Genomic DNA, 26,690 nt, shown 5'->3' with positions numbered 1-26,690 from the left:
ATCCAAGTCACGTCCTCCTTAGCGGTCCTGTGGAATCGTCACCGGAATTGCCTGATGCGGAGGATAGTGGCCGAATGGCTCGCGGGAAAGCTATGGTAACGGAAAGTCCGAACGAACGGCCATACCCGAGTGCTCAGTTACTCCGGCGGCAGCCGGTCTGGCAGGGTTTCACGGCATGTCGGACTCGGTCGAGCTCATTGTCCCGAACGTTTCAGAATTTAATCTTCGGAATTTCTCGGCCCGACCGCGGAAGGAGGTGGAGCGGAGCTTCGTCGGCAACGGGGACATGTTGTCGGACCAGGCGGTCTTCTGGAGCGTCGCGCCCCGGGTCCTCGTCCTCCCCGGCGGCGTCGATGCGGACTGGTTCGCCGACGTTCACCGGGTGCTGGGTGTGGAGCGGCCGCCGGTCGTCAGCCCGGTGCCTCGCACGGGCAGGCTGATCGCGGATCTGCTGGCGGACGACTCGGCGTTGGCGCGGTTGCGCGCGGCACTGGGCGACCGCCGTACCCGGATCCTGTGTTTCGGCGCCACGCCAGGCGTGTACCAGCTGCTGGCTGCGGTGGAGGCCTGGGGCGTCGATGTGGAGCTCGACGGCCCCGCGAAGCAGGACTACTGGTCGAGCCTCTACCTGGACAACAAGCTGAGCTGTCTGGACCTGGCCGGCAGAGTGGCCGGGTTCCGGGTGCCGGGCGGTATCACGGTGACCACGCCGGAGGAGCTCGAGGGCGCGTTGGGCGCCGTGCTCGCCCACGGTGACCGCGCGATCGTGAAGAGCATGCACGGCATCAGCGGTGACGGGTCGATCGTCGTGCATCGGGACGAGGTGGACGCCTTCTGGGGCAACGTCTACCACGACCACTTCCTGCACACGTTCCCCGTGTTCGTGCAGCCCTACATCGGGCATGCGGAGGACGCGGGCTGCCCCGCCGTCGACGTCCGGGTCGCCGACGACGGCGTCGAGACGGTCGTGTTGAGCACGATGACCGTCGATGTGAAGCGTTATCTGTCGGTCTCGGTGGGTGCGCGTTTCGTGCCACCCGACGTCGCGGATCGGCTCTGCGCTCTCGGGAATGCCGTCGGTACGGCCGCTCACGCTCTCGGCTTCCGAGGTTGGTTGTGCGCGGACTGCATTGTCGACCGCGATCGCGAACTGTACGTCACCGAAATCAATGCGCGCCGCAGCGGCGCCATGCATCCCATCGCGCTGGTGGCTCATCGGGGTGGCGAGTCCCGAGGTCTGGTGGCACATTCCCACGACAGCATCCCCGTGCGACCGGAGGACGGTCCCATCTCGTATGCGGCACACATCCGTCCGTTCTTCGAGGAACTGTGGTCGCAGGGGGTCACGGCAGTGCCCACGGCGGTACGCGGGTTGAGCCGGTCCACGCCGATCTTCGCCGCGACCGCGGTGACCGAGGACCCGGAGTCGGCCCGGGCCGTCATCGCGGATATCGAAGCGAGGGCGCGCGCCGAACAATTGCTCCGATAAGGACGAGCGATCTGTTCGCCGATTCGGGGACCGGGCCGACACACCGCCGGGCGGACGCGAATCGCCGAGTCCTCGGTTGACACTCGGCGCCCAATTTCGTAGAACGGCTGGGTGACCGAGACCGCGGCGACGTTCTACACCCCCCAGAGTCGCTTCACCGATCCGCGGGCGATGGCATGGTGGCTGGACGACGTCCGGTCCGATTTGCCCGGTATCCATGAAGCGGCCTCCGGCCTGGTGTTCCACTACACGGCCCGGGGCGATATCACCCAGCACGGCTTCGCCGCCGGACGCATTGCCGAGATCGACGAGCGTTATGCCGACGTCCTGCTCGCCCGGCTGCACGAACTGGATCCCGCGCCACTCGGCGGTGATCGCGCACCGACCGACCGCGTGGTGGGCTGCTGCCGCGACTCCACCCTCCTGCTGGTCGCCCTGGCCCGGCACCACGGCATACCGGCCAGGGCCCGCGTCGGGTTCTCGATGTACCTGGAGCCGGAGTGGGCGATGGATCATGTGGTCGGCGAGGTGTGGGACCGGGACGAGGCCCGCTGGCGGCTGGTCGACGCGCAGTTCGCGGAGCACGATGCGGTCGATGTCCTGGACGTGCCGAGGGAGCTGTTCCTGGCCGGGCCGGAGGCATGGGCCCAGTGCCGCGCCGGCCTGCTGGATCCGGATCGGTTCGTGGTGTCGCCGAACCGCAAGGAGCGGTTCCTGCGCAGCTGGCCACAGCTGACGCACAACCTCGTGCAGGACCTCGCGGCGTTGAACAAGCACGAGATGGTGCTCTGGGACGTGTGGGGCCTGCTCGACGACGAGACCGTCGACGCCGAGGAGCTCGCCCCGAAACTCGATGGGCTGGCCGAGATCCTGCATGCACCCGACCTGACGCTGAAGCAGATCCTCAGCCTGTTCGCTGACCCGGACTGGCGGGTGCCGGAGACGGTGACGAGCTTTTCTCCCGCAGCGCTCGGGCCGGCTCCCGTGACCCTGCGCCCCGAGTGACCTGGCGGCACGTCGCCGCACGGGGCATCAGCGCCGCGGGCCCCCGGCGGCGCCGGGAACGCCCGGCCCTGCGTCGCATGTTTCAGCGACTCCATGCCGAGGTGGGTCGCTCCTAGGGTTCAGGCCGCAGACGGTAGGTCTCGGCCGGAGTCCGATCCCCGTTGAGGAGCCGCTCATGAACCCGTTCGACGACCCCGACGGCACGTTCCTGGTGCTCGTCAACCACGAGGACCAGCACTCCATCTGGCCCGCCCGCATCGCCGTGCCCGAAGGCTGGCGCGTGGTGCACGGCGAGTCCGACCGCCGGTCGTGCCTCGACTACGTCGAGGAGCACTGGACCGACCTGCGCCCGCTCAGCGCGCGGTGACGCCGACGACGCAGTGACGGCTGTGACGCAATGACGGCTGTGACGCAGTGACGTCATAGCCGTAAGCCTGTACCCGGACGACGTGGTGACGCCGTTGCGGCTCTGAACGACGCTCTGAACGACACGGTCGCCCTCCGGGCAGGATGTGCCGCAGCCCCGGCGCGGCTCGCGCTTCACATCCACGGCATTCCGTGCGCGCTCGTGCCGGCCGTGCCGGCCCCGCGGGAATCAGTGGCTGCGCACGGGCGTTGTGCTAACCGGTACGGGGGGATCTCCGCCGCTGCACGGTTGCGGCGAGCGGGGGTTTCCCAGCGGCGAGCGGGCGCGTCCTCTTGCGGGGCGCGTCACCTTGCGGCACCCTGCTCCTACCGGCAGGGCGCCGACGAGGACCCGTTTTGACCCCCTTCCTGTGGGGCGGGTACTCTGTTGTCTTGCGCTCGACCACGGTCGGGCCGATCTGCGTGCCCTGTGGTCGCCGATCCCGCACGACGTGCGAGAACGGTCCACCGGGTCCGTGGGCCCCCCGGCCCCTCGTGAGGTCCCCGATCTCATCGCTCGGTGCCCGGGCAGCAGTACGTCCGATCTTGGGACACGCCCGACCTCGGGGGTGGGCGGCCGGTGTGAATCGGCCTCTTCCCGCGAATGGCACGAGCACGCACCACCAGCACCGACAGAGCACACCGACGGGAAGAAGCAGACGGTTCATGCCCACGATCCAGCAGCTGGTCCGCAAGGGCCGTCAGGACAAGGTCGGCAAGACCAAGACCGCAGCGCTCAAGGGGAGCCCCCAGCGCCGCGGGGTGTGCACGCGCGTGTACACCACGACGCCCAAGAAGCCGAACTCCGCGCTGCGCAAGGTCGCGCGCGTGCGGCTCAGCAGCGAGATCGAGGTCACGGCCTACATCCCCGGTGAGGGTCACAACCTGCAGGAGCACTCGATCGTGCTGGTGCGTGGTGGCCGGGTGAAGGACCTTCCCGGCGTTCGCTACAAGATCATCCGTGGTTCGCTCGACACCCAGGGTGTCCGCAACCGCAAGCAGTCCCGCAGCCGCTACGGCGCGAAGAAGGAGAAGAGCTGATGCCCCGTAAGGGTCCTGCTCCGAAGCGGCCGCTGGTCTCCGACCCGGTCTACAGCTCGCCGCTGGTCACCCAGCTGGTGAACAAGGTCCTCCAGGACGGCAAGCGCTCGCTGGCCGAGCGCATCGTCTACGCCGCGCTGGAGGGCACCCGGGAGAAGACCGGCACCGACCCGGTGGTCACGCTCAAGCGCGCGCTGGACAACGTGAAGCCGGCCCTCGAGGTGCGCAGCCGCCGTGTCGGTGGCGCCACCTACCAGGTGCCGATCGAGGTCCGTGCCGTCCGGCAGACCACGCTGGGCCTGCGCTGGCTGGTGTCCTACGCCGGGCAGCGGCGCGAGAAGACGATGGTCGACCGGCTGATGAACGAGCTGCTCGACGCAAGCAACGGACTGGGCGCCAGCGTGAAGCGGCGCGAGGACATGCACAAGATGGCGGAGTCCAACCGAGCCTTCGCCCACTACCGCTGGTGACGGGCCGATCGTCCGCGCCAACCTGCTGAGGGAAGCGAGCTAACAGTGGCACGGGACGTGCTCACGGACCTGACGAAGGTCCGCAACATCGGCATCATGGCTCACATCGACGCCGGCAAGACCACTACCACCGAGCGGATCCTGTACTACACCGGGATCAACTACAAGATCGGTGAAGTGCACGACGGTGCGGCCACGATGGACTGGATGGAGGAGGAGCAGAAGCGCGGCATCACGATCACCTCCGCCGCCACCACCTGCTTCTGGAAAGACCACCAGATCAACATCATCGACACCCCCGGTCACGTCGACTTCACGGTCGAGGTGGAGCGGAACCTGCGGGTGCTCGACGGCGCTGTTGCGGTCTTCGACGGCAAGGAAGGGGTCGAGCCGCAGTCCGAGCAGGTCTGGCGACAGGCCTCCAAGTACGACGTCCCGCGCATCTGTTTCGTCAACAAGATGGACAAGCTCGGCGCGGACTTCTACTTCACCGTGCAGACGATCCAGGACCGTCTGGGCGCGAAGCCGCTGCCGCTGCAGCTGCCGATCGGCTCGGAGAACGACTTCATCGGTGTCGTGGACCTGGTCCAGATGCGCGCGCTCACCTGGCGCGGCGAGGTCGCCATCGGCGAGGACTACACGATCGAGGAGATCCCGGCCGATCTGGCCGAGCGGGCGGCCGAGTACCGGCTGCAGCTGGTCGAGGCCGTCGCCGAGACCGACGACTCCCTGATGGAGGCCTACCTCGGCGGCGAGGACTTCACCGTCGAGCAGATCAAGCACGGCATCCGCAAGATCGTGAACGACCGTGCGGCCTACCCGGTGATCTGTGGCTCCGCGTTCAAGAACAAGGGCGTCCAGCCCCTGCTCGACGCGGTGATCGACTACCTGCCGTCGCCGTACGACCTCCCGCCGGTGGAGGGCACGCTGCAGGACGGGGAGACCCCGGCCAGCCGCAAGCCCACGAAGGACGAGCCGTTCTCGGCTCTGGCCTTCAAGATCGCCGCGCACCCGTTCTTCGGCAAACTGACCTACATCCGGGTGTACTCGGGTCGGGTCGCTGCGGGTTCCCAGGTCATCAACTCGACCAAGGACCGCAAGGAGCGCATCGGGAAGATCTTCCAGATGCACGCCAACAAGGAGAACCCGGTCGACGAGGCCCTGGTCGGGCACATCTACGCCGTCATCGGCCTGAAGGACACGACCACGGGCGAGACGCTCAGCGACCCGCAGGCGCCGATCGTGCTCGAGTCGATGACCTTCCCGGACCCGGTCATCCAGGTCGCGGTGGAGCCGAAGACGAAGGCCGACCAGGAGAAGCTGGGTATCGCCATCCAGAAGCTCGCCGAGGAGGACCCGACGTTCCAGGTCCACCTGGACCAGGACTCGGGCCAGACCATCCTGGCGGGCATGGGCGAGCTGCACCTCGAGGTGCTGGTCAACCGGATGAAGAGCGACTACAAGGTCGAGGCCAACATCGGTAAGCCGCAGGTGGCCTACCGCGAGACGATCCGCCGCACGGTGGACAAGTTCGAGTACACCCACAAGAAGCAGACGGGTGGCTCGGGCCAGTTCGCCCGCGTGATCATCAAGCTGGAGCCGCTCGACACGGCCGACGGTGCGCTGTACGAGTTCGACAACAAGGTCAGCGGCGGTCGCGTGCCGCGGGAGTACATCCCGTCGGTCGACGCGGGTGCCCAGGACGCCATGCAGTACGGCATCCTTGCCGGTTATCCGCTGACCGGTATCAAGCTGACTCTGCTCGACGGCCAGTACCACGAGGTCGACTCGTCCGAGATGGCCTTCAAGGTCGCCGGCTCGATGGCTCTCAAGGAGGCTGCGCGCAAGGCCGACCCGGCCCTGCTCGAGCCCATGATGGCCGTCGAGGTCACCACGCCCGAGGACTACATGGGCGATGTGATCGGCGACCTCAACTCTCGCCGTGGCCAGATCCAGGCCATGGAGGAGCGGGCGGGCGCCCGCGTCGTCAAGGCGCTGGTGCCGCTCTCCGAGATGTTCGGTTACGTCGGCGACCTGCGGTCGCGGACCCAGGGCCGGGCGAACTACACGATGGTCTTCGACTCCTACGCGGAGGTTCCGTCCAACGTGGCCAAGGAGATCATCGCCAAGGCCACGGGCGAGTAAGAGGCTCGTGCCGCGGACGGGTACCGTCCGCGGCTCGTACCGGCACCACCCCACATACCTGCCGTCAGCACGGCGGACAAGTACACCAGTCCAGGAGGATTCCCCAGTGGCGAAGGCGAAGTTCGAGCGGACCAAGCCGCACGTCAACATCGGCACCATCGGTCACATCGACCACGGCAAGACCACGCTGACGGCGGCAATCACCAAGGTTCTGCACGACAAGTACCCGAACCTCAACGAGGCTTCGGCGTTCGACCAGATCGACAAGGCTCCCGAGGAGCGTCAGCGCGGCATCACGATCTCGATCGCGCACGTCGAGTACCAGACCGAGAAGCGCCACTACGCGCACGTCGACTGCCCCGGGCACGCCGACTACATCAAGAACATGATCACCGGTGCGGCGCAGATGGACGGCGCCATCCTGGTGGTCGCGGCCACCGACGGCCCCATGCCGCAGACGCGTGAGCACGTGCTGCTCGCCCGTCAGGTCGGGGTGCCCTACATCGTCGTGGCGCTCAACAAGGCCGACATGGTCGACGACGAGGAGATCCTCGAGCTCGTCGAGCTGGAGGTCCGCGAGCTGCTGTCGTCGCAGGAGTACCCGGGCGACGACCTCCCGATCGTGCGTGTCTCGGCGCTGAAGGCGCTCGAGGGCGACGCCGAGTGGGGCGCCAAGCTGCTCGAGCTCATGGACGCCGTGGACGAGAGCATCCCGGAGCCGGAGCGCGACATCGAGAAGCCGTTCCTCATGCCCGTCGAGGACGTCTTCACGATCACCGGCCGCGGCACCGTGGTCACGGGCCGCATCGAGCGCGGCATCGTCAAGGTGAACGAGGAGGTGGAGATCGTCGGCATTCGCGAGAAGTCGACCAAGACCACCACCACGGGCGTCGAGATGTTCCGCAAGATCCTCGACGAGGGGCGCGCGGGCGAGAACGTCGGCCTGCTGCTCCGCGGCATCAAGCGCGAGGACGTCGAGCGCGGCCAGGTCGTCGTGAAGCCCGGCTCGATCACCCCGCACACGGAGTTCGAGGGCCAGGTCTACATCCTGTCCAAGGACGAGGGTGGCCGGCACACGCCGTTCTTCAACAACTACCGGCCGCAGTTCTACTTCCGCACCACCGACGTGACCGGCGTGGTGACGCTGCCCAGCGGCACCGAGATGGTCATGCCGGGCGACAACACCACCATGAGCGTTTCGCTGATCCAGCCGATCGCCATGGAGGAGGGCCTGCAGTTCGCCATCCGCGAGGGTGGACGGACCGTCGGCGCCGGTCAGGTCATCAAGATCAACAAGTAAGACCCCCCGGTCGAGGGTGCCGCACCAGCGTGTGGCATCCTTGACGGGTTGTGCGTAGGGCGTCGGTGCGCGCGGAGAGGTACTTCCGTGCGCACCGGCCCCGGACGCCGACCCTCGAGCACAGCGACCCCCCGGGGGTCGCGGGTGATCCGGGAACTGGTCTGTGAGTAGGGCGCGACACGCCCGACCTCGTGGACCGGAGCCACGTGGGGTGAGACCCAACCGACGGAGGGCGGGGCTCCTCCACGCGTGCCCCACCCGGAGCGCGCGTACATGAGCGGCAGGAAGAAGAGGACGACCGACGACCATGGCGGGACAAAAGATCCGCATCAGGCTGAAGGCCTATGACCACGAGGCCATCGACGCCTCCGCGCGCAAGATCGTCGAGACGGTCACGCGCACGGGTGCTCGGGTCGTCGGGCCGGTGCCACTGCCGACGGAGAAGAACATCTACTGCGTCATCCGTTCGCCGCACAAGTACAAGGACTCGCGCGAGCACTTCGAGATGCGCACCCACAAGCGGCTGATCGACATCCTCGACCCGACGCCCAAGACGGTCGACGCGCTCATGCGCATCGACCTGCCGGCCAGCGTCGACGTCAACATTCAGTAGGGCTGACCGAGAAGATGACCGAGAGGCAGATCACCGGGATCCTGGGCACAAAGCTCGGGATGACCCAGGTCTTCGACGAGAACAACCGGGTGGTCCCGGTCACCGTGGTCCAGGCGGGCCCGAACGTGGTGACGCAGGTCCGCACCCCTGAGAGCGACGGCTACAAGGCCGTCCAGCTCGCGTACGGGGCGATCGACCCACGCAAGGTCAACAAGCCGCGCACCGGCCACTACAGCAAGGCGGGCACCACGCCCCGCCGGCACCTGGTCGAGCTGCGCACCTCCGATGCAGGCGAGTACACGGTCGGCCAGGAGATCACGGCGGCAGTGTTCGACGCCGGCGCCGTGGTGGACGTCGTGGGCACCAGCAAGGGCAAGGGCACCGCGGGTGTCATGAAGCGCCACGGCTTCAAGGGCCTCGGCGCCAGCCACGGCACCCAGCGCAAGCACCGCTCGCCGGGTTCCATCGGCGGGTGCGCCACCCCGGGCCGCGTCTTCAAGGGCGTCCGGATGGCCGGCCGTATGGGCAACGCGCGCATCACCACGCAGAACCTCACGGTGCACCGTGTCGACACCGACAACGGCCTGCTGCTGATCAAGGGCGCGGTCCCCGGTCCCCGCGGCGGCCTCGTCGTCGTCAAGTCGGCCGCGAAGGGTGGTGCGAAGTAATGACCAGTGTCGAGATCCGTACCCCTGAGGGGAAGGCCGACGGCACCGTCGAGCTCCCCGCGCACGTCTTCGACGTGTCCGCCAACGTGCCGCTGATGCACCAGGTCGTGGTGGGCCAGCTCGCGGCCGCCCGGCAGGGCACCCACGACACGAAGACCCGTGGCGAGGTCCGCGGCGGCGGCAAGAAGCCGTACCGCCAGAAGGGCACCGGCCGGGCCCGTCAGGGCTCCACCCGTGCCCCGCAGTTCGCCGGCGGTGGCGTCGTCCACGGGCCCACGCCGCGTGACTACACGCAGAAGACCCCGAAGAAGATGAAGGCGGCCGCACTGCGCGGCGCGCTCTCCGACCGGGCCCGCGCCGGCCTGGTGCACGTCGTCACCTCCCTGGTCACCGGGGAGACCCCGTCCACGAAGTCGGCGCGCACCGCGCTGGCCGCAGTGGCGGGCGACGCCGACACCCGTGCCCTCGTGGTCGTCGGGCGTGAGGACGAGGTCACCTGGCTCAGCCTGCGCAACCTCCCCACCGCCCACGTGATCGCGCCCGACCAGCTGAACACCTACGACGTGCTCGTCAACGACGTCGTGGTCTTCACGCAGGAGGCGCTCGACGCCTTCCTCGCCGGTCCCATCGCGGTGCCCACCAGGGCGTCCGGTGCCCGGGCCTCGGCCCGCGAGAGCGAACTCGCCGACATCGACGAGCAGGCACCGTACGGACCGCAGAGCCACGCTCCGCTGGCCGACGGCTCGCAGCCGGAGGGTTTCCCGGTCAAGGGCAACGCCGACTCGATGCTCTACCACGTGCCGGGCAGCTCGTTCTACGCCCGCACGGAGGCCGAGGTCTGGTTCGCCTCCGCCGAGGCGGCCGAGGCGGCTGGGTTCCAGCAGCCGTCGTCGCAGCGCAAGGAGGCTGACAAGTGATCCCCGATCCGCGCGACATCCTGCTCGCGCCGGTGGTCTCGGAGAAGAGCTACGGGCTGCTCGACGAGCGGCAGTACACCTTCATCGTCCGACCGGACGCGAACAAGACACAGATCAAGATCGCCGTGGAGAAGGTGTTCGGGGTCAGGGTGCTCAGCGTCAACACGCTGAACCGCCCGGGCAAGCGCAAGCGCTCCCGCACCGGATACGGCAAGCGCAAGGACACGAAGCGCGCGATCGTGACGCTCTCCGAGGAGAGCCGCTCGATCGACGTCTTCGGTGGCCGGGCGAGCTGAGGGGCTGACCGATGGGCATCCGCAAGTACAAGCCGACGACTCCGGGCCGTCGTGGCTCGAGCGTCTCCGACTTCGCCGAGATCACCCGGTCCACGCCGGAGAAGTCGCTGGTCCGGCCGCTGCACAGCAAGGGCGGCCGCAACGTGCACGGGCGGGTCACCACCCGGCACCAGGGCGGCGGGCACAAGCGCGCCTACCGCCTGATCGACTTCCGGCGTAACGACAAGGACGGTGTGCCGGCCACGGTCGCGCACATCGAGTACGACCCCAACCGCACCAGCCGGATCGCGCTGCTGCACTACGCCGACGGCGAGAAGCGCTACATCATCGCGCCGGCGAAGCTCAAGCAGGGCGACAAGGTCGAGGCCGGTCCGCGGGCCGACATCAAGGTCGGCAACAACCTGCCGCTGCGCAACATCCCCACCGGCACCGTGGTGCACGCGATCGAGCTCCGCCCCGGCGGTGGCGCGAAGATCGCCCGCTCGGCCGGTTCGGGCGTGCAGCTCGTCGCCAAGGACGGCCCCTACGCGCAGCTGCGCATGCCGTCCGGCGAGATCCGCAACGTCGACGTGCGCTGCCGCGCCACCGTCGGCGAGGTGGGCAACGCCGAGCACTCCAACATCAACTGGGGCAAGGCAGGCCGCATGCGGTGGAAGGGCAAGCGCCCGACCGTCCGCGGTGTCGCCATGAACCCGGTCGACCACCCGCACGGTGGTGGTGAGGGTAAGACCTCCGGTGGTCGCCACCCGGTCAACCCGGCGGGTAAGCCCGAGGGCCGCACCCGTCACCGCAAGGCAAGTGACGCCATGATCGTCCGTCGCCGTCGCACCGGCAAGAAGCGCTGAGCAGGGAGGTAACCAATGCCGCGCAGCCTGAAGAAGGGCCCGTTCGTGGACGACCACCTGCTCAAGAAGGTGGACGTGCTCAACGAGGCCGGCAAGAAGACCGTCATCCGGACCTGGTCCCGGCGGTCCACCATCATCCCCGACATGATCGGCCACACGATTGCGGTGCACGACGGTCGCAAGCACGTGCCGGTGTTCGTGTCGGACTCGATGGTCGGCCACAAGCTGGGGGAGTTCGCACCCACGCGGACGTTCCGTGGCCATATCAAGGACGACCGCAAGGCGCGCAGGCGCTGAGCGGCTCGAGTAGCGACTAGGGAAGGGTGAAAGGAAATCATGGCTGACAGCCAGAGCCCTGCCACCGCGCTCGAGCCGGTTCGGGCGCGCGCGGTGGCGCGGTACGTACACATGTCGCCGACCAAGGTCCGGCGCGTCGTCGCGCTGATCAAGGACCGGTCGGTGCAGGAGGCTCTCGACATTCTGCGGTTCTCGCCGCAGGCCGCCGCCGAGCCGCTGTTCAAGGTGGTCGCAAGCGCTGCTGCCAACGCTGAGAACAATCTCGATCTGGACCGCGACACCCTCGTGGTGGCCGCGGCCTACGCCGACGAGGGGCCGACGCTGAAGCGCATCCGGCCGCGCGCCCAGGGGCGTGCGTACCGCATCCGCAAGCGCACGAGCCACATCACCGTCGAGGTCGAGTCGCAGCCGGCGAAGGCCGGCCGTGGCGCACGCGGTGCGAAGGGGAGGACCCGCTGATGGGTCAGAAAATCAACCCGCATGGGTTCCGGCTCGGTATCACCACCGACTGGAAGTCGCGCTGGTACGCCGACAAGCAGTACGCCGAGTACGTCAAGGAGGACGTCGAGATCCGCAAGATGCTCTCCAAGGGCATGGAGCGGGCCGGCATCTCCAAGGTCGAGATCGAGCGCACCCGGGACCGCGTGCGGGTGGACATCCACACCGCCCGTCCCGGCATCGTCATCGGTCGCCGTGGCGCCGAGGCCGACCGTATTCGTGGCCAGCTCGAGAAGCTGACCAAGAAGCAGGTCCAGCTCAACATCCTCGAGGTCAAGAACGCCGAGTCGGACGCCCAGCTCGTCGCCCAGGGTGTGGCGGAGCAGCTGAGCAACCGCGTCGCCTTCCGGCGCGCGATGCGTAAGGCCATCCAGTCGGCCATGCGCTCGCCGCAGGTCAAGGGCATCCGCGTGCAGTGCTCCGGCCGCCTCGGCGGTGCGGAGATGTCGCGCTCGGAGTTCTACCGCGAGGGTCGCGTCCCGCTGCACACGCTGCGCGCCGACATCGACTACGGCCTGTTCGAGGCCCGCACGACGTTCGGGCGCATCGGCGTCAAGGTGTGGATCTACAAGGGTGACATCGTCGGCGGCCGTCGTGAGGGCGTCGCCGCGGCGGCTCCCAGCGCCGATCGCGCTCCCCGCCGGGAGCGCCCGCAGCGCCGCCGTTCGGGCGCGTCGGGCACCACCGGCACGAGCACCGAGGCCGGGCGCGCCGCCGCCGAGCAGTCGGCGGGTGGCTCCACCGCCACCGCCACGGTCGAGACTCCGGCCGAGACCGGTGGGGAGGGCTGACCCATGCTGATTCCTCGCAAGGTGAAGCACCGCAAGCAGCACCGGCCGCATCGCACCGGCGCTGCCTCCGGCGGCACCAGCGTGACCTTCGGTGACTTCGGTATCCAGGCTCTCGAGCCTGCGTACGTGAGCAACCGGCAGATCGAGTCGGCTCGTATCGCCATCAACCGGCACATCCGCCGTGGTGGCAAGGTCTGGATCAACGTCTTCCCGGACCGCCCGCTCACCAAGAAGCCGGCCGAGACCCGCATGGGTTCCGGCAAGGGTTCGCCGGAGAAGTGGGTGGCCAACGTGAAGCCCGGCCGCGTGCTGTTCGAGATGAGCTACCCCAACGAGCAGACCGCTCGCGAGGCCCTGCGCCGCGCGATCCACAAGCTGCCGATGAAGTGCCGGATCGTGACCCGTGAGGGTGGTGACATCTGATGGCCGCCTCGACGACGACTGCCGCCGAGCTCCGCGAGCTCACGGACGAGGAGCTCACGCTTCGCGTGCGGGAGGCCAAGGAGGAGCTGTTCAACCTCCGCTTCCAGATGGCCACCGGGCAGCTGGACAACAACCGGCGGCTGCGTACCGTCCGGCACGACATCGCGCGGATCTACACGATCATGCGCGAGCGCGAGCTGGGCCTCTCTGCCGCCCCGAGTGACGACAACGAGGGCGCGGCATGAGTGACGCAAGCAAGACGCCGCCGAAGACGGTGGAGCGGGCGGAGCGCAAGGTCCGGGAGGGCCTTGTCGTGTCCGACAAGATGGACAAGACGATCGTGGTGTCCCTCGAGGACCGCGTGAAGCACCCGATGTACGGCAAGGTCATCCGCCGGACGAGCAAGGTCAAGGCGCACGACGAGGCCAACACGGCCGGCGTCGGCGACCGCGTCCGGCTGATGGAGACCCGACCGCTGTCGGCCACCAAGCGCTGGCGGCTGGTCGAGATCCTGGAGAAGGCGAAGTGATCCAGCAGGAGTCGCGGCTGCGCGTCGCCGACAACACCGGTGCCAAGGAGATCCTCTGCATCCGGGTGCTGGGCGGATCGGGTCGGCGCTACGCCGGAATCGGCGATGTCATCGTGGCCACCGTGAAGGACGCGATCCCCGCTGCCGGGGTGAAGCGCGGTGACGTCGTCAAGGCGGTCATCGTGCGCACCGTGAAGGAGCGGCGCCGGCCGGACGGTTCCTACATCCGGTTCGACGAGAACGCCGCCGTGCTGATCAAGCCGGACGGCGAGCCGCGGGGGACCCGCATCTTCGGACCCGTCGGTCGCGAGCTTCGCGACAAGCGGTTCATGAAGATCATCTCCCTCGCGCCGGAGGTGCTCTGACATGAAGATCAAGAAGGGCGACACCGTGCAGGTGATCGCCGGCAAGGACAAGGGCGCGAAGGGCAAGGTCATCCAGGCCTACCCCGACCGCGACCGTGTGCTGGTCGAAGGTGTGAACCGGATCAAGAAGCACACCCGGATCAGCCAGAACCAGCGTGGCGCGCAGTCCGGCGGAATCGTCACCCAGGAGGCGGCGATCCACGTCTCCAACGTGATGCTGGTCGACGGTGACGGCAAGCCGACGCGGGTGGGCAAGAAGACCACCGACGAGGGCAAGCGTGTCCGCGTCTCCCGGCGTTCCGGGAAGGAGATCTGATGACCACGACTGAACGAGTGGCACCGCGTCTCAAGCAGCGCTACTCCGACGAGATCGCCGGTCAGCTCCGCGAGGAGTTCTCCTACGGCAACGTCATGCAGATTCCGGGCCTGGTGAAGGTCGTCGTCAACATGGGTGTCGGCGACGCCGCCCGCGACGCGAAGCTCATCGACGGCGCGGTCCGCGACCTGGCCACGATCACCGGCCAGAAGCCGCAGGTCCGCCGGGCCACCAAGTCCATCGCGCAGTTCAAGCTGCGTGAGGGCATGCCCATCGGGGCGAAGGTGACGCTGCGGAACGACCGCATGTGGGAGTTCCTCGACCGGCTGCTGACCATCGCGCTGCCCCGCATCCGCGACTTCCGCGGCCTGTCGCCCAACCAGTTCGACGGGCGGGGCAATTACACGTTCGGTCTGAACGAGCAGTCGATGTTCCACGAGATCGACCCCGACTCGATCGACCGGCCGCGTGGCATGGACATCACGGTCGTCACAACGGCCACGACCGACGAGGAAGGCCGGGCGCTGCTTCGCCGGCTCGGCTTCCCCTTCAGGGAGGCGTGAGATGGCCAAGAAGGCGCTCATCATCAAGGCGGCGGCCAAGCCCAAGTTCAAGGTCCGTGGCTACACCCGTTGCCAGAGGTGCGGCCGGCCGCGTGCCGTGCTGCGCAAGTTCGGCCTGTGCCGCATCTGCGTGCGCGAGATGGCGCACGCCGGCGAGCTGCCGGGCGTGCACAAGAGCAGCTGGTAGTAGTCGCAAGCACGAAGTGCACCACAATCGCCACAGGCCTTCCGGGGAACCAGGCGGGAAAGTAGTGACGTCACTATGACGATGACCGATCCGATCGCAGACATGCTCACGCGTCTGCGCAACGCCAACTCGGCGTACCACGACCGCGTGGTCATGCCGCATTCCAAGCTCAAGGTGTCGATCGCCGAGATCCTCCAGCGGGAGGGCTACATCGCGTCGCACACCGTCGAGGACGCCGAGGTCGGCAAGTCGCTGGTCATCGAGCTGAAGTACGGCCGCAACCGTGAGCGCAGCATCGCGGGCCTGCGCCGGGTGTCCAAGCCCGGGCTGCGGGTCTACGCGAAGTCCACCAACCTGCCACGGGTCCTGGGTGGCCTCGGCGTCGCGATCATCTCGACGTCGAACGGCCTCCAGACCGAGCGGCAAGCGCACAAGAACGGCGTGGGCGGAGAAGTCCTCGCCTACGTCTGGTGAGGGGTTAACACCATGTCCCGCATCGGGAAGCTGCCCATCGCCGTTCCGTCCGGCGTCGACGTGAACATCGACGGCCGCACGGTGACCGTCAAGGGGCCCAAGGGCACCCTGTCACACACCGTGATCGAGCCGATCACGATCGAGCGCGACGAGACCGGCACGGTCGTCGTCAAGCGACCGGACGACGAGCGCCGGAACAAGGCCATGCACGGCCTGTCCCGCACCCTCGTCAACAACCTCGTCGTCGGTGTCACCAACGGCTACGAGAAGAAGATGGAGATCTACGGCGTCGGTTACCGCGTTGCGCTGAAGGGCTCCTCGCTGGAGTTCGCGCTCGGGTACAGCCACCCCATCACGATCGAGGCGCCGGAGGGCATCACCTTCAAGGTGGACACGCCCACTCGGTTCTCCGTGTCCGGCATCGACAAGCAGCTGGTCGGCGAGGTCAGCGCCAAAATCCGCAAGTTGCGCAAGCCCGACCCGTACAAGGGCAAGGGCGTGCGCTACGCCGGCGAGGTCATCCGCCGCAAGGTCGGAAAGACGGGTAAGTGACCATGGCCGAGACGATTTCCGCCAACGCCAGGAAGCGCACCGCTTCCCAGGTGTCGAGCAAGCGCCGTACCGCGCGCACCCGTCGGCACGCCCGGCTGCGCAAGAAGGTCAGCGGCAGCGCAGAGCGTCCGCGCCTCGCGGTCAACCGGAGCGCACGGCACATCGTCGTGCAGCTCATCGACGACCTGGCCGGTCACACGCTGGCCTCGGCGTCGACGATGGAGGCCGACGTCAGGGCCATCGACGGCGACAAGAAGGCCCGCGCGGCCAAGGTCGGCGAGCTCGTGGCCGCCCGCGCCCGCGAGGCCGGTGTCACCACCGTGGTGTTCGACCGGGGTGGCTACGGCTACCACGGCCGGATCGCGGCCCTGGCCGACGCCGCTCGCGAAGGCGGGCTCGAGTTCTGATGGATGGAACACAGACGACCTGCTTGCACGGTCGGACAATCAACACAGCGGAAGGAAACCTCTGATGCCGGGACGCGCACGGCGTGACGGCGGGGGCCCTAGCACCGGGCCCGGTGGCGAGCGCAGCAACAGCGGCGACCGCCGGGACCGCCGCGACGGAGGCCGCGGCGGGGGCGGCCAGGACAAGACCCCGTACATCGAGCGACTGGTCACGATCAACCGCGTGGCCAAGGTCGTCAAGGGCGGTCGGCGCTTCAGCTTCACCGCGCTGATGATCGTCGGCGACGGCGACGGCCTGGTGGGCGTCGGCTACGGCAAGGCCAAGGAGGTGCCGGCCGCGATCGCCAAGGGCGTGGAGGAGGCGAAGAAGAACTTCTTTCGCGTCCCCCGCATCGGCGGCACGATCGTGCACCGCGTGCAGGGCGAGGCCGCTGCCGGCGTCGTGCTGCTGCGTCCGGCCAGCCCCGGTACCGGTGTCATCGCCGGTGGTCCGGTGCGCGCCGTCCTGGAGTGCGCCGGCATCCACGACGTCCTCTCCAAGTCGCTGGGCAGTGACAACGCGATCAACGTCGTGCACGCCACGATCGCCGCGTTGAAGATGATCCAGCGCCCGGAGGAGGTGGCGGCCCGTCGCGGTCTGCCGCTCGAGGACGTCGCGCCTGCCCAGATGCTGCGTGCGCGTGCCGCCGCGGCGCAGGGTGCGAGGTCGTGATGGCTGCGACGTCGAGCGATGCCACCGCGCAGAGCACCCCGACCAGTGACACCAAGCTCGTCGTGACCCAGGTGCGCAGCACCATCGGGGTCAAGGCGAACCAGCGTGCCACGCTCAAGTCGCTGGGGCTGCGCAAGATCCGCCAGTCGGTCGAGCGGGCAGACACCCCGCAGATCCGCGGCATGATCCACACCGTCCGCCACCTGGTGACGGTTGAGGAGGTCGGCTCCTGATGAGCACGATCAAGATCCACCACCTGCGCCCGGCTCCCGGGTCCAAGACCGCGAAGACCCGGGTCGGACGCGGTGAGGGCAGCAAGGGCAAGACCGCAGGCCGGGGCACCAAGGGCAGCAAGGCCCGCAAGAACGTGCCCGTCGGTTTCGAGGGTGGGCAGATGCCGCTGCACATGCGGCTGCCCAAGCTCAAGGGGTTCAAGAACCGCTTCCGCGTCGAGTACCAGGTGGTGAACGTGGGCGACCTCGCCCAGCTGTTCCCCTCCGGTGGCACGGTGGGCCCGGACGAGCTGGTCGAGGCCGGCGCTGTCCGGCGCAACCAGCCGGTCAAGGTGCTGGGCAACGGAGACATCGAGGGTGTCACGCTCACGGTGAGCGCGCACGCCTTCTCCGGTAGCGCCCGCGACAAGATCACGGCCGCCGGCGGCACCGTCACCGAGCTGTAGTTCGGTGCCCGTTCGGTGCGGACCGGCGCCATTGCGCCGGTCCGCGCCGTGGGGGCGACCCGGCCGCTGTTAGAGTCGTCTCCGCCCGGTTCCACGTCAGGCCGGGTGCGCGCCACGCTCGCGGGCGCTGTCCGCCCGGGCGGGTCCGCGCCGGAGCGGGCCACCAGTACAGGAGGATCACCGAGTGCTCAGCGCTTTTCGGTCGGCACTGACCACGCCGGATCTCCGCAAGAAGATTCTCTTCACCCTCGGGATCGTGGCTGTGTACCGCCTCGGTGCCACCATTCCGTCGCCCGGGGTGTCCTACCCCAACGTGCAGGAATGCATCCGGCAGGTCGAGGGCAGTGAGAACTCCGGCGTCTACTCCCTGATCAACCTGTTCTCCGGCGGCGCGCTCCTGCAGCTGTCGATCTTCGCGCTCGGCATCATGCCGTACATCACCGCGAGCATCATCATCCAGCTGCTCACCGTTGTCATCCCGCGGTTCGAGCAGCTGAAGAAGGAAGGGCAGTCGGGTCAGAACAAGCTGACCCAGTACACCCGCTACCTGACGATTGCGCTGGCCATCCTGCAGGCCACGGGAATCGTGGCACTGGCCGATCGCGGGCAGCTGTTCGCGAACTGCTCCCTGCCGGTCATCCCCGACTCCAGCGTCTACCAGCTCTCGATCATCGTCGTCGTCATGACGGCGGGCACCGCGGTCATCATGTGGCTCGGTGAGCAGGTCACCGAGCGTGGTGTCGGCAACGGGATGTCGCTCCTCATCTTCGCCTCGATCGCGGCCCGGATCCCGGCCGAGGGCGCCAACATCATGAGCAACGGCGCACTGGTCTTCATCGGCGTCTGCGTCTTCGGTCTCGCGATCATCGCCAGCGTGGTCTTCGTCGAGCAGGGCCAGCGCCGCATTCCCGTGCAGTACGCGAAGCGCATGGTCGGCCGTCGCATGTACGGCGGCACCTCCACGTACCTGCCGCTCAAGGTCAACCAGGCAGGTGTCATCCCGGTGATCTTCGGATCGTCGCTGCTCTACCTCCCCGACCTCGTCTCGCGGTTGGCCGGGAGCACCGGCGGCGGCTTCCAGCAGTTCGTGCAGACGTACCTGGTGGACCAGTCCAGCTGGGTGCACATCGTTCTGTACATCGCTCTCATCATCTTCTTCACGTACTTCTACGTCGGCATCACGTTCAACCCCGAAGAGCGGGCCGACGAGATGAAGAAGTTCGGTGGCTTCATTCCCGGCATCCGGCCCGGCCGGCCGACTGCCGAGTACCTGAACTACGTGCTCTCGCGCATCACGCTCCCCGGTTCGTTGTACCTGGGCATCATCGCCGTGCTGCCGAACTTCTTCCTCGGCATCACCGGCAGCGGCCAGAACCAGAACTTCCCGTTCGGTGGCACGGCGGTGCTGATCATGGTCGGAGTGGGGCTCGACACGGTCAAACAGATCGAGAGCCAGCTCATGCAGCGTAGGTACGACGGGTTCCTTCGCTAGCGTCGGCGATCGGTTTGTCGTGGTGGGGTTCGAGTTCAGGAGGTCGGTCGCGTGCGTCTCGTTCTGGTTGGTCCGCCGGGAGCGGGGAAGGGCACCCAGGCGGTGCGTCTCGCCGAGCGGCTGGACGTACCCCACATCTCCACCGGTGATCTCTTCCGGGCGAATCTGAAGGAAGAAACCGACCTCGGGCGCGAGGCGAAGCGGTACATGGACGCGGGCGAGCTCGTTCCGGATGCGGTCACCGTCGCGATGGTGCGCGAGCGGCTCACCCACGACGACGCGGCCAAGGGGTTCATCCTCGACGGCTTCCCCCGTACCCGGAGCCAGGCGTCGTCGCTCGGCGAGCTCCTGGAGGAGCGGGGCGAGCAGATCGACGCCGTGGTGGAGTTCCAGGTGCCCGAGGACGAGCTGGTGCGCCGGCTCATGGGCCGGGGCCGCGACGACGACACCGAGGACATCATCCGCCGCCGTCAGCAGGTCTACCGCGACGAGACGGCGCCGCTCCTCGACCACTACAGCGACCGGCTCGTGAGCGTCGACGCCGTCGGCTCGGTCGAGGAGATCACTGATCGCGTTGCCCAGGCGCTCCGCGCCAGATGAGAGGTTCGCAATGAGCGGGGGACGCAGCGGCGTCCGGGGGATCCTGGACCGCTGGCGGGGCCGGGACATCGAGCTGAAGACGCCGGGGGAGCTGGAGGCCATGCGTGCCGCCGGCGCGCTGGTCGCCGGCACGCTCGCGGCCGTCATCGAGCTGGCCCGACCGGGTGTCAGCACCGGTGAGCTGGACGCGCTGGCCGAGCACACCATCCGCGACGCCGGTGCGGTTCCCTCGTTCCTGGGGTACCACGGCTACCCCGCCTCGATCTGCGCCTCGGTGAACGAGCAGATCGTGCACGGCATCCCGTCGGCCACGCAGGTGCTCGCCGACGGCGACCTCGTCTCGGTGGACTGCGGCGCCATCCTCGACGGCTGGCACGGCGACGCGGCGGTGACGATCCAGGTCGGATCGGTCTCCGACGCGGATCGCGCCCTGTCGGCGGCCTGTGAGGCCGCGCTGTACGCCGGTATCGACGCCGTGCGCCCGGGCGGCCGGCTCTCCGACATCTCGCACGCGGTCCAGGTGGCCTCCGAGCAGGCGGCCAAGCGCGACGGCGTCGACTACGGGATCGTCGCCGAGTACGGCGGCCACGGCATCGGCACCTCGATGCACATGGATCCGTTCCTGCCCAACTTCGGCGACCCGGGGCAGGGCCCGCGGCTGGTGCCCGGGATGGCGTTGGCCGTGGAGCCGATGCTGACGGCAGGCGACCCGGAGACCCGTGAGCTCGAGGACGGCTGGACGGTGGTCACCGCCGACGGGGGCCGGGCCGTGCACTGGGAGCACACCGTCGCCATCACCGACGACGGGCCACGCATCCTCACGCTCCCGCTGAGCTGAACCCAGGCCTCTGAGAAGGCCGGTCGGCGGCGACGCCGGCGGACGGGTCGCTCCTCCTCGGGCTCTCACGAGCCGGAGAATCCGCGGTCGGCCTCACCCCCGAACGGGTGACGTTCGGTGTTCCCGGGGCAGCCGGGCCGGTGCTATCGGCACCGCTCGGGGCCTCTGAATCGGTCGATCGACGCGAATCGGTACGTACCCCGTCACAGGTATCTCCTGATTACCCGATCCCTGGGCTAGGCTCCGGTGTTGTGAATACAGAATCCACAGTACCGCGGCGCACGACCGTGGGGGTGCCTCGCGAGTCTGCCGCCGGTGAGCGCCGTGTCGCCCTGGTGCCGAAGGTCGTCGAGAAACTCCGGTCGCGGGGTGTGGAGATCGTCGTCGAGGCCGGTGCCGGCCTGGGCGCGCTGATTCCCGATGAGCTGTACACCGCGGCCGGAGCGACGATCGGTGACCCGTGGTCGGCCGACGCCGTGGTGAAGGTGGCGCCCCCCACGGCCGAGGAGGTGGGACGGCTACGGCCGGGCACCACGCTCATCGGGTTCCTCGCGCCGCTGACCGCAGCCGAGACGATCGCGTCGCTGAAGGCCGCCGGCGTGCAGGCGTTCGCGATGGAGGCGATCCCGCGGATCTCGCGGGCCCAGTCGATGGACGCGCTGTCGTCGCAGGGGAACGTGGCGGGCTACAAGGCGGTGCTGCTGGCCGCGGAGAAGTCCACCCGGTTCTTCCCGATGCTCACCACGGCGGCGGGCACCGTGAAGCCGGCCACGGCGCTGGTGCTGGGCGTCGGGGTCGCGGGGCTGCAGGCGCTCGCCACGGCGAAGCGCCTGGGCGCGCGGACCACCGGCTACGACGTGCGCCCCGAGGTGGCCGACCAGGTGCGGTCGCTCGGTGCACAGTGGCTGGATCTCGGTATCGAGGCGGTCGGCGAGGGCGGCTACGCGCGTGAGCTGACCGAGGACGAGCGGGCCGAGCAGCAGAAGCGGCTGGAGGAGGCGATCACCGGGTTCGACATCGTGATCACCACCGCCAACGTCCCCGGGCGGAAGGCGCCCACGCTCGTCACGGCCACGGCGGTGCAGGGCATGCGGCCCGGCAGCGTCGTCGTGGACCTGGCCGGGGAGAGCGGCGGCAACTGCGAGCTGACCGAGCCGGGGGAGACCGTCGTCAAGCACGACGTCACCATCGCGTCGCCGCTGAACCTGCCCGCGACGATGCCCGAGCACGCGTCGGAGCTGTACTCCCGCAACGTGTCCGCGTTGCTGGAGCTGATGCTGAAGGACGACGACGGTGCGGTTGCCCTGGCACCGGACTGGAAAGACGAGGTGCTCGCAAAGTCCTGCGTCACCCGCGATGTGGCTGATGCCACCGTGAACGGGGGAGATGCGTGATGGAGACCGGACTGCTGGCGAACCTCGCGATCCTGGTGCTGGCCGGCTTCGTCGGCTTCGCCGTGATCTCGAAGGTGCCCAACACGTTGCACACCCCGCTGATGTCGGGCACCAACGCGATCCACGGCATCGTGCTGCTGGGCGGCCTGATCGTGCTCGGCCACCTGGAGAACCCGTCGGTGATCGACCAGATCCTGCTGGTCATCGCCATCGCGTTCGGCATGATCAACGTGATCGGTGGCTTCCTGGTGACCGACCGGATGCTGGGCATGTTCAAGGCCAAGCCGGAGGCCCGGCAGGCGCCCGACGCCGACAAGGTCGCCACGAACGGGAAGGGCCACTGATGGACACGCTCGTCCCGATTCTGTACATCATCGCGTTCGCGCTGTTCATCTACGGCCTGATGGGCCTCACCGGCCCGAAGACGGCGGTGCGTGGCAACCTGATCGCCGCGGTCGGTATGACGATCGCGGTGGTGGCCACCCTCCTGGAGGTCCGGCACAACTGGGTGCTGATCATCGTCGGCCTCGTGATCGGCGCGGCGCTGGGCGTGCCGTCGGCGCGCACGGTCAAGATGACCGCGATGCCGCAGATGGTGGCGCTGTTCAACGGCGTCGGCGGCGGCGCGGTGGCACTGATCGCCTGGTCGGAGTTCCGCACCTCCACCGGCTTCCTCGACGAGCCCGGCTACGTGGTCGTGGCGTCCATGTTCGCGGCCATCGTCGGGTCGATCTCGTTCTGGGGCTCGCTGATCGCGTTCGGGAAGCTGCAGGAGATCCTGCCGGGCCGCCCGATCGGCCTGGGCAAGGCGCAGCAGTTCGTCAACGGGATCCTGCTGCTGGCCGCCGTGGCGTGCGCCGTGGTTGGCGGGATGGGCGGAGCGCCCCAGATCTGGATCATCGGGCTGCTGGTGCTCGCGGCCGTGCTCGGCGTGCTCGTGGTGCTGCCGATCGGCGGCGCCGACATGCCGGTGGTGATCTCGCTGCTCAACGCCCTGACCGGGCTGTCGGCCGCGGCGGCGGGGCTCGCTCTGAACAACACCGCCATGATCGTGGCCGGCATGATCGTGGGCGCGTCGGGTTCCATCCTCACCAACCTGATGGCCACCGCCATGAACCGCTCTATCCCGGCGATCGTCGCCGGCGGGTTCGGTGGCACCACCACGCTGCCCGGTGCGGACGACGGCATCGACCGCACCGTCAAGTCCACCAGTGCCGCGGACGCGGCGATCCAGATGGCGTACGCGTCCCAGGTGATCGTCGTGCCCGGCTACGGGATGGCGGTGGCGCAGGCCCAGCACGCCGTGAAGGACATGGCCAAGCTGCTGGAGGCCAAGGGCGTGGAGGTCAAGTACGCCATCCACCCGGTGGCGGGCCGGATGCCGGGGCACATGAACGTGCTGCTCGCCGAGGCCGACGTCTCCTACGACGCGCTCAAGGAGATGGACGACATCAACGGCGAGTTCTCGCGCACCGACGTCACGCTGGTGATCGGGGCCAACGACGTCACCAACCCCGCGGCGCGCACCGACCCGAGCTCGCCGATCCACGGGATGCCGATCCTCAACGTCGACGAGAGCCGCTCGGTCATCGTGCTGAAGCGCTCGATGAGCAGCGGCTTCGCCGGCATCGACAACCCGCTCTTCTACGCCGAGAACACCTCGATGCTCTTCGGCGACGCGAAGAAGAGCGTCGCCGCGGTGACGGAGGAGCTGAAGGCTTTGTAGCTCCGCGCGAGGCCCCTGGTTGCAGGAAAGCCACGTTCACGCAACGACGTTGCCTGAACGTGGCTTTCCTGCAGTGGGGGCCGGCTGCTCTCAGCAGCAGCGGCTGCCCGGGGTGGCGTCCTTGGCGTCGATGCGGCGCCGTTCGAACTCCCGCCGCGACAGCGGGGCCGTGCCCGGGTGCTCACGGGCGTGCCGCTCGAGGTAGCGCTCGTACTGCGACTCCCCGGTGAGCTCGCGCAGGTACCAGCGCACGCCCTGCCAGATCGCGCCCTTCCCGATGGCGGTCACGTCCGGTCTCCCGTGCCGGCGAGTGCGCGCTTCTCGTCGGCCGTGGGGATGAGCCCCGACGGCGCCACGATCTGCGACGGGACGGCGGGCGCCTCCGTGCTGGGCAGCGGCTCGGACGAGGTCAGTGCCCGGTACCAGACGACCAGCGCGTTGGCGATCACGATGATGATCAGGATCGCAAACAGGGCGGCGAGCACGCCGTCGACCGTGGAGTTGGTGACGACCGTCTGCATCTCCCCGAGGTTCTTGGCCGGTGCGAGCACCTGCCCCTGCTCCAGCGCCGCGGCGTACTTGTCCCGCTGCGCGAAGAACCCCAGCGTCGGGTCGGGGGAGAACACCTTCTGGTAGCTCGCCGTGAGCGTCACCGCCGCGTCCCACGCCAGCGGGATGCCCGTGACCCAGGCCCACTTCACGCGCCCACTCTTGATCAGCAGTGTCGTGCAGACCGTCAGCGCCACAGCGGCCAGCAGCTGGTTGGCGATGCCGAACAGCGGGAAGAGCTGGTTGATCCCGCCCAGCGGGTCGGTGACGCCGGCGTAGAGGAAGTAGCCCCACGCGCCCACGACCACGGCGCTGGTGAACCACATGCCGGGCTTCCAGTTCACGTTGGCCATCGGCTTGTACACGTTGCCGAGGGTGTCCTGGAGCATGTAGCGCCCGACCCGGGTGCCCGCGTCCACCGTGGTGAGGATGAACAGCGCCTCGAACATGATCGCGAAGTGGTACCAGAACGCCTTGAGCGCGTCGCCGCCGAACGCGCCGGAGAAGATCTCCGACATCCCGACGGCCAGGGTGGGTGCGCCGCCCGTCCTGGCGACAAGGGTGCTCTCCTGCACGGACGCGGCAGCCGCCGCGAGCGCCTCCGGCGTGATCGTGAAGCCGAGGTTGTTGACCGCCTGCGACGCCGACTCCACCGTGGTGCCGAGCAGCCCCGCGGGGGCGTTCATCGCGTAGTACAGGCCCGGGTCGAGGATGCTCGCCGCGATCAGCGCCATGATCGCCACGAAGGACTCCATGAGCATCGCGCCGTAGCCGATGAGCCGGACCTGCGACTCCTTCTGGATCAGCTTGGGCGTGGTGCCCGAGGCGATGAGAGCGTGGAACCCGGAGAGCGCGCCACAGGCGATCGTGATGAACACGAACGGGAAGAGCGACCCGGCGAACACGGGCCCGTTGCCGTTGATCGCGAACTCGGTGACCGCCGGGTTCTGCAGCACCGGCGCGGTGATCAGCACGCCGAGGGCCAGCAGGACGATCGTGCCGATCTTCATGAACGTCGAGAGGTAGTCGCGCGGCGCGAGCAGCATCCACACCGGCAGCACCGACGCGGCGAAGCCGTAGATCACCAGGCAGATCACCAGGGTGCGCGGGTCGAGGGTGAACGCGTCCGCCCAGCTCGAGTCCTGCACCCAGCCGCCCGCGACGATGGCGAGCAGGAGGAGCGCGACCCCGATCAGGCTGGTCTCGACCACCCGCCCCGGCCGGATCACGCGCATGTAGTAGCCCATGAACAGGGCGATCGGGATCGTCATGGCGATGGAGAACGTGCCCCACGGCGACTTCGCCAGAGCGTTGACCACGACCAGCGCGAGCACGGCGAGCAGGATGATCATGATCGCGAAGACGGCGATCAGTGCCGCGATGCCGCCGATCGGGCCGATCTCGTCACGGGCCATCTGGCCCAGGCTCTTGCCGTCGCGGCGCATCGAGAAGAACAGGGTGACCATGTCCTGCACGGCGCCGGCGAAGATGACGCCGACGATGATCCAGATCGTGCCGGGCAGGTATCCCATCTGAGCCGCGAGCACGGGCCCGACCAGCGGGCCCGCCCCGGCGATCGCCGCGAAGTGGTGACCGAACAGCACCCGGCGGTCCATGGGCTGGAAGTCGGTGCCGTTGTCCAGCCGCTCGGCGGGTGTCGCCCGGCTGTCGTCGACCTGCAGCACCTTCTTGACGATGAACCGCGCATAGAACCGGTAGGCGATGGCGTAGGACCCCAGCGCGGCCGCCACCAGCCAGATCGCGGAGATCTCCTCCCCGCGGGAGAGTGCCAGCACGCCCCAGGCCACGGCGCCGATCAGGGCCACCACGGTCCAGATCAGCACCGAGCGGGGGTTCATGCGCGACCGCGCCTCCGTGAGCGTCATGCGACACCTCCCCCGGGCGCCCCGCCGCACCGGGTGCTCCTGCTCCGCAGCATCGCGACCATCAGTTCTCCTCGCGCCCTCCGCGGCGCCATCGCCGCGGTTGTCGATGCAGTAGGTGCCGACGTCCTCCTTTCGGTCGACGTCCGCGCGGGAGATTCTGCGCCGTCTTGCGACTTTTGGACACATCTGGCTGTTCTGTGCCGCCCCGGTTGCGCCGC

Annotated in this window: 36 protein-coding genes; 34 read left to right on the top strand and 2 right to left on the bottom strand. The window is 68.4% G+C overall.

Going from position 1 to position 26,690, the window contains the following annotated elements:
- The first annotated feature begins 175 nt into the window (after positions 1-175).
- The 34 genes from HF577_RS03375 (at position 176) to HF577_RS03210 (ending at position 24,037) form a co-directional block, all read left to right on the top strand.
- Complete coding sequence (locus tag HF577_RS03375) at positions 176-1,489, top strand: preATP grasp domain-containing protein (RefSeq protein ID WP_169394225.1); 1,314 nt, start codon at positions 176-178, stop codon at positions 1,487-1,489.
- A 111-nt stretch (positions 1,490-1,600) separates the two neighbouring features.
- Positions 1,601-2,494 (top strand): transglutaminase-like domain-containing protein, encoded by an 894-nt coding sequence (locus tag HF577_RS03370; protein WP_312858918.1) that lies wholly within the window; start codon positions 1,601-1,603, stop codon positions 2,492-2,494.
- A 175-nt stretch (positions 2,495-2,669) separates the two neighbouring features.
- Positions 2,670-2,861, top strand: coding sequence for an MbtH family protein (locus tag HF577_RS03365; protein WP_169394224.1), 192 nt, complete (start codon positions 2,670-2,672; stop codon positions 2,859-2,861).
- A gap of 704 nt (positions 2,862-3,565) precedes the next feature.
- Positions 3,566-3,940 (top strand): 30S ribosomal protein S12, encoded by a 375-nt coding sequence (gene rpsL, locus HF577_RS03360; RefSeq protein ID WP_094926672.1) that lies wholly within the window; start codon positions 3,566-3,568, stop codon positions 3,938-3,940.
- On the top strand, positions 3,940-4,410 hold the full coding sequence (rpsG, locus tag HF577_RS03355; RefSeq protein WP_169394223.1) for a 30S ribosomal protein S7: 471 nt from the start codon (positions 3,940-3,942) through the stop codon (positions 4,408-4,410). The genes rpsL and rpsG overlap by 1 nt, the downstream gene beginning before the upstream one ends.
- A 45-nt stretch (positions 4,411-4,455) precedes the next feature.
- Positions 4,456-6,555, top strand: coding sequence for an elongation factor G (gene fusA / locus HF577_RS03350; protein ID WP_169394222.1), 2,100 nt, complete (start codon positions 4,456-4,458; stop codon positions 6,553-6,555).
- A gap of 106 nt (positions 6,556-6,661) precedes the next feature.
- Entirely contained in the window at positions 6,662-7,855 is a 1,194-nt protein-coding gene (tuf, locus tag HF577_RS03345) for an elongation factor Tu (RefSeq protein WP_169394221.1), read from the top strand.
- Positions 7,856-8,162: 307 nt separating this feature from the next.
- Entirely contained in the window at positions 8,163-8,468 is a 306-nt protein-coding gene (rpsJ, locus tag HF577_RS03340; RefSeq protein WP_040804197.1) for a 30S ribosomal protein S10, read from the top strand.
- A gap of 14 nt (positions 8,469-8,482) precedes the next feature.
- Positions 8,483-9,136, top strand: a complete 654-nt coding sequence (rplC, locus tag HF577_RS03335; protein WP_169394220.1) for a 50S ribosomal protein L3 — start codon at positions 8,483-8,485, stop codon at positions 9,134-9,136.
- Positions 9,136-10,053 (top strand): 50S ribosomal protein L4, sunset domain variant, encoded by a 918-nt coding sequence (rplD, locus tag HF577_RS03330; protein WP_169394219.1) that lies wholly within the window; start codon positions 9,136-9,138, stop codon positions 10,051-10,053. Before rplC ends, rplD begins: the two co-directional genes overlap by 1 nt.
- A complete protein-coding gene (rplW, locus tag HF577_RS03325) occupies positions 10,050-10,349 on the top strand; it encodes a 50S ribosomal protein L23 (RefSeq protein ID WP_169394218.1) in 300 nt (99 codons plus the stop codon). The genes rplD and rplW overlap by 4 nt, the downstream gene beginning before the upstream one ends.
- An 11-nt stretch (positions 10,350-10,360) precedes the next feature.
- Positions 10,361-11,194: a 50S ribosomal protein L2 gene (gene rplB / locus HF577_RS03320; RefSeq protein WP_169394217.1), complete on the top strand. Its 834-nt coding sequence runs from the start codon at positions 10,361-10,363 to the stop codon at positions 11,192-11,194.
- Positions 11,195-11,209: 15 nt separating this feature from the next.
- Complete coding sequence (gene rpsS, locus HF577_RS03315) at positions 11,210-11,491, top strand: 30S ribosomal protein S19 (protein ID WP_169394216.1); 282 nt, start codon at positions 11,210-11,212, stop codon at positions 11,489-11,491.
- Positions 11,492-11,530: 39 nt separating this feature from the next.
- Positions 11,531-11,950 (top strand): 50S ribosomal protein L22, encoded by a 420-nt coding sequence (gene rplV / locus HF577_RS03310; RefSeq protein WP_169394215.1) that lies wholly within the window; start codon positions 11,531-11,533, stop codon positions 11,948-11,950.
- Positions 11,950-12,780 carry a 30S ribosomal protein S3 gene (gene rpsC / locus HF577_RS03305; RefSeq protein WP_169394214.1) on the top strand — a complete coding sequence of 277 codons (831 nt, stop codon included), beginning with the start codon at positions 11,950-11,952 and terminating at the stop codon, positions 12,778-12,780. Before rplV ends, rpsC begins: the two co-directional genes overlap by 1 nt.
- A gap of 3 nt (positions 12,781-12,783) precedes the next feature.
- Positions 12,784-13,203, top strand: coding sequence for a 50S ribosomal protein L16 (gene rplP, locus HF577_RS03300; RefSeq protein ID WP_169394213.1), 420 nt, complete (start codon positions 12,784-12,786; stop codon positions 13,201-13,203).
- Positions 13,203-13,448 carry a 50S ribosomal protein L29 gene (gene rpmC, locus HF577_RS03295; protein WP_169394212.1) on the top strand — a complete coding sequence of 82 codons (246 nt, stop codon included), beginning with the start codon at positions 13,203-13,205 and terminating at the stop codon, positions 13,446-13,448. The genes rplP and rpmC overlap by 1 nt, the downstream gene beginning before the upstream one ends.
- Positions 13,445-13,732, top strand: coding sequence for a 30S ribosomal protein S17 (gene rpsQ / locus HF577_RS03290; RefSeq protein ID WP_169394211.1), 288 nt, complete (start codon positions 13,445-13,447; stop codon positions 13,730-13,732). Before rpmC ends, rpsQ begins: the two co-directional genes overlap by 4 nt.
- Positions 13,729-14,097, top strand: a complete 369-nt coding sequence (gene rplN / locus HF577_RS03285) for a 50S ribosomal protein L14 (protein ID WP_169394210.1) — start codon at positions 13,729-13,731, stop codon at positions 14,095-14,097. Before rpsQ ends, rplN begins: the two co-directional genes overlap by 4 nt.
- A 1-nt stretch (position 14,098) precedes the next feature.
- Positions 14,099-14,413 (top strand): 50S ribosomal protein L24, encoded by a 315-nt coding sequence (rplX, locus tag HF577_RS03280; RefSeq protein WP_169394209.1) that lies wholly within the window; start codon positions 14,099-14,101, stop codon positions 14,411-14,413.
- Entirely contained in the window at positions 14,413-14,976 is a 564-nt protein-coding gene (gene rplE, locus HF577_RS03275; protein WP_169394208.1) for a 50S ribosomal protein L5, read from the top strand. Before rplX ends, rplE begins: the two co-directional genes overlap by 1 nt.
- A gap of 1 nt (position 14,977) precedes the next feature.
- Positions 14,978-15,163 carry a type Z 30S ribosomal protein S14 gene (locus HF577_RS03270; protein WP_169394207.1) on the top strand — a complete coding sequence of 62 codons (186 nt, stop codon included), beginning with the start codon at positions 14,978-14,980 and terminating at the stop codon, positions 15,161-15,163.
- Positions 15,164-15,238: 75 nt separating this feature from the next.
- Positions 15,239-15,637, top strand: coding sequence for a 30S ribosomal protein S8 (rpsH, locus tag HF577_RS03265; RefSeq protein WP_169394206.1), 399 nt, complete (start codon positions 15,239-15,241; stop codon positions 15,635-15,637).
- A 12-nt stretch (positions 15,638-15,649) separates the two neighbouring features.
- Positions 15,650-16,189: a 50S ribosomal protein L6 gene (gene rplF, locus HF577_RS03260; protein WP_169394205.1), complete on the top strand. Its 540-nt coding sequence runs from the start codon at positions 15,650-15,652 to the stop codon at positions 16,187-16,189.
- Positions 16,190-16,191: 2 nt separating this feature from the next.
- Positions 16,192-16,596, top strand: a complete 405-nt coding sequence (gene rplR, locus HF577_RS03255) for a 50S ribosomal protein L18 (RefSeq protein WP_169394204.1) — start codon at positions 16,192-16,194, stop codon at positions 16,594-16,596.
- Positions 16,597-16,660: 64 nt separating this feature from the next.
- Entirely contained in the window at positions 16,661-17,308 is a 648-nt protein-coding gene (gene rpsE / locus HF577_RS03250; RefSeq protein WP_169394203.1) for a 30S ribosomal protein S5, read from the top strand.
- Entirely contained in the window at positions 17,308-17,541 is a 234-nt protein-coding gene (gene rpmD / locus HF577_RS03245; RefSeq protein ID WP_169394202.1) for a 50S ribosomal protein L30, read from the top strand. Before rpsE ends, rpmD begins: the two co-directional genes overlap by 1 nt.
- Positions 17,541-17,987, top strand: coding sequence for a 50S ribosomal protein L15 (gene rplO / locus HF577_RS03240; RefSeq protein WP_169394201.1), 447 nt, complete (start codon positions 17,541-17,543; stop codon positions 17,985-17,987). Before rpmD ends, rplO begins: the two co-directional genes overlap by 1 nt.
- A gap of 184 nt (positions 17,988-18,171) precedes the next feature.
- Positions 18,172-19,479 carry a preprotein translocase subunit SecY gene (secY, locus tag HF577_RS03235; RefSeq protein WP_169394200.1) on the top strand — a complete coding sequence of 436 codons (1,308 nt, stop codon included), beginning with the start codon at positions 18,172-18,174 and terminating at the stop codon, positions 19,477-19,479.
- 51 nt (positions 19,480-19,530) lie between these two features.
- Positions 19,531-20,079, top strand: coding sequence for an adenylate kinase (locus HF577_RS03230; RefSeq protein ID WP_169394199.1), 549 nt, complete (start codon positions 19,531-19,533; stop codon positions 20,077-20,079).
- 10 nt (positions 20,080-20,089) lie between these two features.
- Positions 20,090-20,917, top strand: coding sequence for a type I methionyl aminopeptidase (gene map, locus HF577_RS03225; protein WP_169394198.1), 828 nt, complete (start codon positions 20,090-20,092; stop codon positions 20,915-20,917).
- A 293-nt stretch (positions 20,918-21,210) separates the two neighbouring features.
- Positions 21,211-22,311 carry a Re/Si-specific NAD(P)(+) transhydrogenase subunit alpha gene (locus tag HF577_RS03220; protein WP_312858917.1) on the top strand — a complete coding sequence of 367 codons (1,101 nt, stop codon included), beginning with the start codon at positions 21,211-21,213 and terminating at the stop codon, positions 22,309-22,311.
- Positions 22,311-22,655, top strand: a complete 345-nt coding sequence (locus HF577_RS03215) for an NAD(P) transhydrogenase subunit alpha (protein WP_169394196.1) — start codon at positions 22,311-22,313, stop codon at positions 22,653-22,655. Before HF577_RS03220 ends, HF577_RS03215 begins: the two co-directional genes overlap by 1 nt.
- On the top strand, positions 22,655-24,037 hold the full coding sequence (locus tag HF577_RS03210; RefSeq protein WP_169394195.1) for an NAD(P)(+) transhydrogenase (Re/Si-specific) subunit beta: 1,383 nt from the start codon (positions 22,655-22,657) through the stop codon (positions 24,035-24,037). Before HF577_RS03215 ends, HF577_RS03210 begins: the two co-directional genes overlap by 1 nt.
- A gap of 90 nt (positions 24,038-24,127) precedes the next feature.
- Here the strand turns inward: HF577_RS03210 and HF577_RS03205 are convergent, their stop codons facing one another.
- Both HF577_RS03205 and HF577_RS03200 read right to left on the bottom strand, forming a co-directional pair.
- On the bottom strand, positions 24,128-24,325 hold the full coding sequence (locus HF577_RS03205; protein ID WP_169394194.1) for a YbdD/YjiX family protein: 198 nt from the start codon (positions 24,323-24,325) through the stop codon (positions 24,128-24,130).
- Positions 24,322-26,472 (bottom strand): carbon starvation CstA family protein, encoded by a 2,151-nt coding sequence (locus HF577_RS03200; RefSeq protein ID WP_281359644.1) that lies wholly within the window; start codon positions 26,470-26,472, stop codon positions 24,322-24,324. The genes HF577_RS03205 and HF577_RS03200 overlap by 4 nt, the downstream gene beginning before the upstream one ends.
- Between the last annotated feature and the right edge of the window lie 218 nt (positions 26,473-26,690).

The organism is Pseudonocardia xinjiangensis (assembly GCF_012911925.1).
Classification (GTDB): domain Bacteria; phylum Actinomycetota; class Actinomycetes; order Mycobacteriales; family Pseudonocardiaceae; genus Pseudonocardia; species Pseudonocardia xinjiangensis.
The sequence above is the reverse complement of the archived record's forward strand: the minus strand, read 5'-3'. Positions and strand labels throughout refer to the sequence as shown.